At 68.9% G+C, this 7,996-nt stretch carries 5 protein-coding genes and 1 riboswitch; of the genes, 1 reads left to right on the top strand and 4 read right to left on the bottom strand.

Annotated features, from left to right (window positions below; all coding sequences use genetic code 11):
* The coding region (locus tag D7X74_RS36585; protein WP_120537618.1) for an HAD-IC family P-type ATPase at nt 1-2,280 on the bottom strand (2,280 nt) is incomplete at its 3' end.
* Between the two features lie 253 nt (nt 2,281-2,533).
* A riboswitch (S-adenosyl-L-homocysteine riboswitch) is annotated at nt 2,534-2,606 on the top strand.
* Nucleotides 2,607-2,693: 87 nt separating this feature from the next.
* Here D7X74_RS36585 and ahcY point away from each other — a divergent pair.
* Entirely contained in the window at nt 2,694-4,124 is a 1,431-nt protein-coding gene (gene ahcY / locus D7X74_RS36580) for an adenosylhomocysteinase (RefSeq protein ID WP_120537617.1), read from the top strand.
* Between the two features lie 79 nt (nt 4,125-4,203).
* On the opposite strand, the gene sthA is transcribed toward ahcY, so the two are convergent.
* From sthA to D7X74_RS43295, 3 genes are all read right to left on the bottom strand, one after another.
* A complete protein-coding gene (gene sthA / locus D7X74_RS36575; protein WP_120537616.1) occupies nt 4,204-5,601 on the bottom strand; it encodes a Si-specific NAD(P)(+) transhydrogenase in 1,398 nt (465 codons plus the stop codon).
* A 71-nt stretch (nt 5,602-5,672) separates the two neighbouring features.
* Nucleotides 5,673-7,187, bottom strand: coding sequence for a PPC domain-containing protein (locus tag D7X74_RS36570; RefSeq protein ID WP_158622348.1), 1,515 nt, complete (start codon nt 7,185-7,187; stop codon nt 5,673-5,675).
* A gap of 135 nt (nt 7,188-7,322) precedes the next feature.
* On the bottom strand, nt 7,323-7,996 hold a 674-nt coding region (locus D7X74_RS43295; protein ID WP_120537614.1), incomplete at its 5' end, for a hypothetical protein.

The following is a 7,996-nucleotide window of genomic DNA, read 5'->3' as shown; positions in this document are numbered from 1 at the left end:
GGCCTCGAAGGCGAGCGGCAGCGCCAGCGTGACGGTGGCCACCAGGTTGATCCACAGAAGCTGCGTGGGGCGCATGGCCATCAGCGGCACGTGCACGCCCGCGGCCTGCTGGATGGGAAAGAAGGCCACGCCCATGAGGAGGATGAGGGCGAGCCCCAGGTTGGTGGGCAGCACGAAGGCCAGGGACTTGATGAGGTTGTCGTAGACGCGGCGGCCCTCCTCCACGGCGGAGACGATGGTGGCGAAGTTGTCATCCGTCAGCACCAGGTCCGCCGCCTCGCGGGACACCGCCGTGCCGGTGATGCCCATGGCCACGCCGATGTTCGCCTGCTTGAGCGAGGGGGCGTCGTTGACGCCGTCGCCCGTCATCGCCACCACGTGTCCCTGGGCCTGGAGCGCGCGCACCAGGCGCAGCTTGTGTTCGGGGGCCACGCGCGCGAACACGTTCGTGTCCATCACCGCCCGGGCCAGGTCCGCGTCGTCCAGCTCCGACAGGCGCGCGCCCGTGAGGCCCGGATGCCCCGGGGTGTGGAGGCCCAACTGGAGGCCAATGGCCTCCGCCGTGGCCAGGTGGTCCCCGGTCATCATCTTCACGCGGATGCCGGCGGTGTGGCAGCCCTTCACCGCCTCCACGGCCTCCTCGCGGGGCGGGTCGATCATCCCCTGCAGGCCCAGCAGCGTGAAGCCGTCCTCCGCGTCGCGAAGCTGGAGGGCCGTGGCCCCGGGGGCGTCCTTGCGCGCGACCGCGAGCACGCGCATCCCCTGGCGCGCCATGCGCTCGACCTGCGCCAGCACGCCGTCCGCGTCCTCCTTCGGCGTGCAGCGGCGCAGCACCACCTCCGGCGCGCCCTTGATGAAGATGAACAGGTCGCGGCCGTCCGCCCCGTTCGCGTGGAGCGTGGCCATGAACTGTTGTTCCGACTCGAAGGGGATGGCGTCCAGGCGGGGATGGCGCGCGCGCAGGTCGCTCACGCCCAGGCCCACCTTCTCCGCGGCGACCAGCAGCGCGCCCTCGGTGGGGTCTCCGGTCATCCGCCAGCGCCCGTCCTGGGCCTGGAGCGTGGCCTCGTTGCACAGCACGCCCGCGAGCAGCAGCGCGCGCACGTCCTCGGGCGGCGCGTCCTGGGGCTGCCCCTCCCGCAGGAGCTGTCCCTCGGGGTCATAGCCCACGCCGGTGAGCGCGTAGTGTTCGCGCGGGGTCCACAGCGCGCGCACGGTCATCTCATTGCGGGTGAGGGTGCCCGTCTTGTCCGTGCAGATGACGGTGGTGCTGCCCAGCGTCTCCACCGCGGGCAGCTTGCGGATGACGGCGCGGCGGGTCGCCATGCGTTGCACGCCAATGGCCAGCGCGATGGTGACGATGGCCGGCAGCCCTTCTGGGATGGCGGCCACCGCCAGGGTGATGGACACCAGCACGGCGTCGCTGAACATGTACCCGCGCCCGAGCCCCACGCCCAGCAGCACGGCGGACAGCACGACGATGCCCAGCGTGATGATGCGCCCCAGCCGCGCCAGCTCCCGCGTGAGCGGCGTGGTCAGGTCGGCGGCCTGCGCCAGCAGGTGGGAGATGCGGCCCAGCTCGGTGGCGCTCCCGGTGGCGACCACCACCGCGGTCGTCGTGCCGGAGGTCACCAGGGTGCCTCCGAACGCGAGGCTCGCCCGGTCCCCCAGCTCCGCATCCCCAGCGACGGCCGCGACGTGCTTGCTGGAGGGGACGGACTCCCCGGTGAGGGCGGCCTCCTCCACCTGGAGGTTGCGGGAGCGCAGCAGGCGCAGGTCCGCGGGCACGCGGTCACCGGACGCCAGTCGCACGACGTCGCCGGGCACCAGCTTCGACGCGGGCAGGGCCACCTGTCGGCCGTCGCGCATCACGGTGGTGGACTCCGGCACCATGTGGCCCAGCGCTTCGATGGCCTTGCCCGCGCGGTACTCCTGCACGAAGCCGATGAGCGTGTTGAGCACCACGACGGCGGCCACCACCAGCCCGTCGGTCACCTTGCCCAGCAGGATGGCCAGCACCGCGGAGGCGATGAGCACCCAGATGAGCGGGCTGTTGATCTGCCGCCACAACAGCTTCCACGCGCTGTCGGCGCGCTCGCGCTTCAGCTCGTTGGGGCCGAAGCGTGCAAGGCGTTCCCGGGCCGCCTCCTCCGTGAGCCCCGCCTCGGTGCTGCCCAGCCGCTCCAGCACCGCCTCGGCAGGCAGGGCATGCCAGGGCACGGGCGGGGCCACATCACCCTGGATGCCCTGCTGCTTCCCGGTGCGTGGCCCCTGCTGCATGGCGTGCCTCCCGGAAGGAAGGTGGCAATGCCGGGGCCACCAGACCCCGGAAGGCCGCCGTCGGGCCGCCGGCAAGCAAGCCCGGCCGCCCTGGCTTCTTCAGGCGGAGCGGGTCAGGGCGGAGACAGGAAGCAAGCAGGCGGAAGGAGCGAGCGGGTGTCCTCCAGGGCACCTCCGGGGGCGACCGCCGCCCGACCCCGGGGCCGGCAATCTCCCTTTGAAATTCGGAGCGCCTTCCCGTAGTTTCCCCCGCGACTTCGAGGAGCGTTGCGAGGCCCTCCCGGCCCCAGGCTCGAAGCCGACTGACCCAACGGCGCTCACCTGTACGCGTTTCTGGCGAGGGTGAGTCCGGCCGAAGGGCCTGATGTCCTCTCTCGCCAGGACGGCGCGCCACCTGGACCCGGAGCCATTCCATGACCGCAGCCACCCCGCAGAAGAAGCAGGATTACGCCGTCGCCGACCTCAAGCTCGCCAGCTGGGGCCGCAAGGAGATCCGCATCGCCGAGAGCGAGATGCCCGCGCTCATGGCCATCCGGGACGAGTACGCCAAGCAGCAGCCCCTGAAGGGCGCTCGCGTGACGGGCTCGTTGCACATGACCATCCAGACGGCCGTGCTGGTGGAGACCCTCCAGGCGCTCGGCGCGGAAGTCCGCTGGGCGTCCTGCAACATCTTCTCCACCCAGGACCACGCGGCCGCCGCGCTGGTGGAGGCCGGCACGCCGGTGTTCGCGCACAAGGGTGAGTCCCTCAAGGAGTACTGGGACTTCACCCACCGCATCTTCGAGTTCGGCCCCGCCGGCAGCGACCACGAGGGTCCGAACATGATCCTCGACGACGGTGGCGACGCGACCCTGCTCATGCACCTGGGCAAGCGCGCGGAGAAGGACCTGGGCGTCATCTCCAAGCCCGAGAGCGAGGAGGAGCGTGAGCTGTACGCCTCCATCAAGGCCAAGCTCGCGGAGGACGCGACCTGGTACACGCGCAAGAGCGCCAAGATTCTGGGCGTCACCGAGGAGACCACCACGGGCGTGCACCGCCTGCAGGAGATGTCCGTCAAGGGCACGCTCCTGTTCCGCGCCATCAACGTCAACGACAGCGTGACGAAGAGCAAGTTCGACAACCTGTATGGCTGCCGCGAGTCGCTGGTGGACGGCATCAAGCGCGCCACGGACGTGATGATCGCCGGGAAGATCGCCGTCGTCGCCGGCTACGGCGACGTGGGCAAGGGCTCCGCGCAGGCGCTGCGCGCGCTGTCCGCCCAGGTGTGGGTGACGGAGATCGACCCCATCTGCGCCCTGCAGGCCGCGATGGAGGGCTACCGGGTCGTGACCATGGACTACGCCGCGGACAAGGCGGACATCTTCGTCACCGCGACGGGCAACAAGAGCGTCATCACCCACGCGCACATGGCCAAGATGAAGGACCAGGCCATCGTCTGCAACATCGGCCACTTCGACAATGAGATCGAGGTCGCCTCCCTGGAGAAGTACCAGTGGGAGGAGATCAAGCCCCAGGTCGACCACGTCATCTTCCCGGACAACAAGCGCATCATCCTGCTCGCCAAGGGCCGCCTGGTGAACCTGGGCTGTGGCACCGGCCACCCCAGCTACGTGATGTCCAGCTCCTTCGCGAACCAGACCATCGCGCAGATCGAGCTGTACTCGCACAGCGACAAGTACCAGGTGGGCAAGGTCTACGTGCTGCCCAAGCACCTGGATGAGAAGGTCGCCCGGCTCCAGCTCAAGAAGCTCAACGCGCAGCTCACCGAGCTGACGCCGGAGCAGGCCCACTACATCGGCGTGGAGAAGTCCGGTCCCTACAAGCAGGACACGTACCGCTACTAAGCGCGTCCGGCTTCCGTGACACCCGGGGCACCGTGGGCAATTCGCCCGCGGTGCCCTTCGTCATTCCAAAGGCACGGCTTCAGAACAGGCGGTTGAGGCCGTTGAGCGCGGCGACGCGGTAGGCCTCCGCCATGGTGGGGTAGTTGAACGTGGTGTTGATGAAGTAGTCGATGCTGTTGCCCGGCCCTTCCTGCGCCATGATGGCCTGGCCGATGTGGATGATTTCGGAGGCGTTGTCCCCGAAGCAGTGGATGCCCAATATCTCCCGGGTCTCCCGCTGGAAGAGCAGCTTCAACATGCCCACGGTGCGGCCGGTAATCTGGGCGCGCGCCAGGCTCTTGAAGAAGGCGTGGCCGACTTCGTAGGGGACGCCCGCCTGGGTGAGCTCGCGCTCGGTGCGGCCCAGGCTGCTGATTTCGGGGCTGGTGTAGATGCCGGTGGGGATGTCCTTGACCAGCTTGTGCTCCAGCCGTCCCTCCACGATGTGCGTGGCGGCGAAGCGGCCCTGGTCATAGGAGGCGCTGGCCAGGGACGGGGCGCCCACCACGTCCCCCACCGCGTAGATGTGCGGCACGGACGTCTGGTACGCGTCGTTGACCTGGATGCAGCCGCGTGAATCCACCGCGATGCCCAGCGCCTCCAGGCCCAGGTCCTGGCTGTTGCCGGAGCGGCCGTTGGCCCAGAGGAAGACGTCCGCCTTGAGCCGCTTGCCGCTCTTCAGGTGCAGCACCACGCCGTCATCGTGGGCCTCCACCTGCGTCATCTCCTCCTGGTGGCGGATGAGCACGCCCTGCTCGCGCAGGTGGTAGGAGAGCGCGTCGGAGATTTCGTCGTCCAGGAAGGACAGCAGCCGGTCGCGCGTGTTCACCAGGTCCACCTTCACGCCGAGCATCCGGAACATGGAGGCGTACTCGCAGCCGATGACGCCCGCGCCGTAGATGATCATCGACAGCGGGGACTCGCGCAGCCGCAGGATGGTGTCCGAGTCGAAGATGCGCGGGTGGCGGAAGTCCACGCCCTTGGGGTGGTAGGGCCGGGAGCCGGTGGCCACGACGAAGGCCCCGGCCGTCATCAGCTCCACGGAGCCGCGCGGCTCCGTCACCTCCACCGTGTGCGCGTCCCGGAAGCGCGCGCGGCCCACCACCAGCTCCACGCGGTTGCGCTCGTAGAAGGTGCTGCGCAGCTGCACCTGCTTGGACACCACCGTGCTGGCGGCGCGCATCATGTCCTTGAGCGTGGTGTGCCGCGCCAGCTCCGCCCGCAGCTCCGGGTGGTCCTGCTGCACGTCCATGAGGCGCTGGATGGCGTGGCGCAGCGCCTTGGAGGGGATGGTGGCTGTGTGGGTGCAGGCGCCGCCCACCAGGGGGCTCTGCTCCACGGAGCACACCCGGCGGCCGGACTTCACCGCCTTCATCGAAGCGCCTTCACCGCCCGGACCGGAGCCGAGGACCACCACGTCGAACTGCCGAGCACTCATGGGGGCGGAGTGTTTCCCCACCCCGGCCCCGAGGAAAGAAAGCTGCCTCGGGGCCGAGCCTGCCTGCTTCCTCAGGGCGAGTAGACGGCCTTCAACTGCACGCCGGCATAGTCGGCGTAGCCCCGGAGCATCACGTGGTAGACGCCCGCGGACGGGGCCGTGATGCGGCACTGCTCGTTGTTCCCGCCCAGGTAGCCCCGGCAGTCGTAGAAGATTTCCGTCGGCTGCGTGTCCTTGCGGACGTACAGGTCGGAGTCACCCGTACCGCCGGTGGTGGTCACGTCCAGGTAGGACTGGCCCGACGGCACGACGAGGGTCCAGTAGCTCAGGGAGCCTGCCACGCCCGACAGGTTGGACACCGGCTGGTTGTTGCCCAGCACCGTGCCCCCGCCGCCGCTTCCGGGCGTATAGACGCCGCGCAGGCTTACCCCGGAGAGCGTCCCGGACGAGGACGCGTTGTAGACGCGCACGTGCCAGACGCCCGCCGCCGGCGAGTTGACGGTGCAGGTCTGCGCGGAGCCGGAGCCCAGCGTGGAGGCGCAGTCGTAGGACGCAGGCGTGGGCGCGCTGTCGCGCTTCACGTAGAGGTGCCCCATGCCGTCGTAGCCCGACGACGACGTGAACACGACCTTGGTCGCCCCCGGCGGCACGGTGAGGGTGTAGTCACAGGAGAGGCTGCCGGCGGCGGCCCCCACGTTGTTCACGGCCGTGTTGTTGACGAGCGCGCTGGTGGTGGTGCAGCCCGGATAGCCGGTGATGGAGTAGCTGGCCGTCAGGCTCGCTCCGGAGAAGGTGCCCTGGCCATACATCCGCGCGTAGTAGATGCCGGACTGGGTCGCGGGCACGGTGCAGGTCTCCGTGTTGGAATAGCCCGAGGACTTGCAGTCGTACGTGGACTCGTTCGGTGAGGAGCCCCGGCGCACGTACAGGTCGCCGTTGCCGGTGCCCCCGCTGGTGACGAACTGCACGCTCGTCACGCCCGTGGGGATGTAGAACAGGTAGATGCAGGACCAGCTCCCCGCCGACGTCCCGATGTTGCCCACCGGCACGCCGTTGGTCAGGGTCGTCGTGCTGGTGCAGCCCGCCGAACCCGACGGCGTGTAGGCGCCCGTCAGGCGCAGGTTGGAGAACGCGGAGAAGCCGTAGACCTTCACGTAGTACGTGCCGGCCTGGGCGGTATTGATGAGGCAGGACTCCGAGCTGCTGCTGCCATTGGAAAGACAGTCATACGCGCCCAGGTTGGGCTCCGCGCCATACTTCACATACAGGTCCGCGTCTCCCGACCCCACGGCGGTGTCGAAGCGGAGGTTCACCGCACCCGCCGGAACGGTCAGCGTATAGGTGCAGGACCACTCACCGGTGTTCGCGCTCAGGCCGTTCACCGGGGTGTTGCTGGTGAGCGGAATCGGCCCGGTGCAACCCGCGAACGCGAGGACCCGCTCCGTCGGAGGCGGGCCCTTCTCCTTCACCGGGGCCTGCTCCTCTTCCACTCCGTTTTCGAGGGGCGCTTCCAGCTCCGCTCCGCAGCCCGTCAGTGCCACCGTCAGCCATGCGGCGGCGAATGCCTTCCATGCAAGACGCTTCAAGTGTTGCTCCTTTATTGAGGATTCGTTGCGCCCGAGGCCGCGAAAAACTGTCGCCGCAAGCCTTCGGACAAGGAGCAACCTAACAGTCGTGTCTGACATGGATTCGCACCCGGAGTGGGTGGACTCCGGCGCGGCTCAGGGCGCGAGGAACAGGCTCGCGCCGCTCGCGAGGCGCTTGCTGACGGCGCGTGTGTCCAACTGGATGAGGGCCTCGGGCGACTCCTCCGCCTGCTCCTCCGGAGAGAGCGAATCCCATTCCTCGGTGTCGAGCACTTCCGGCACCACGAGCGTGCGCAGGTCGGGCTGCTTCGGGGGCTTGATGGGCGTGCGCCCGTGCATCACGTAGTGCGTGAGGTGCTTTGCGCGCAGCAGGGACGGGTCGCCAAAGAGGGTGAGCCACGCGCCCGAACCGGAGTCGAGCAGCTCCGCCTCCACGGCGCCCGCCACGTACGCGATGCTGTCCGCAGCGCGGGTGACAAGCGCTTCCTTCACACGCAGCGTGCCGGTGCACACGAACGAGAACCCGACGCCCACGTAGAGGTTGCGGCAGGTGACGTCGCCGAACACGATGAGGACGCCCTCGTCGTGCTTGCCGGTGGTCACCAGGACGTTGCCGTCGACCTCCAGGGGGCCCATCACCAGGGTGTATGGATTGGACGGCTTCCACGTCGCGGGGTCTGAATGCTTCACCTGCGCGAGTTCGTCCCACGGTGCTTCCACGTCGAGCGTGAGCAGGTCCCTGACGAACTTCTGGAGCTGCTCCGGGGCCGTCTGGAGTTGGGGCGGAGGGGGGGGCCTGGGGGGCATCG

The organism is Corallococcus sp. CA047B (assembly GCF_003612065.1).
Taxonomy (GTDB): Bacteria; Myxococcota; Myxococcia; order Myxococcales; family Myxococcaceae; genus Corallococcus; species Corallococcus praedator.
Note: the sequence above shows the minus strand (reverse complement) of the source record. Positions and strands in the feature narration are given on the sequence as shown.

Excerpts from the sequence above, each read along its gene's own strand:
- sthA (WP_120537616.1), bottom strand. The coding sequence starts at position 5,601 with ATGAGTGCTCGGCAGTTCGACGTGGTGGTCCTCGGCTCCGGTCCGGGC.
- ahcY (WP_120537617.1), top strand. The coding sequence starts at position 2,694 with ATGACCGCAGCCACCCCGCAGAAGAAGCAGGATTACGCCGTCGCCGAC.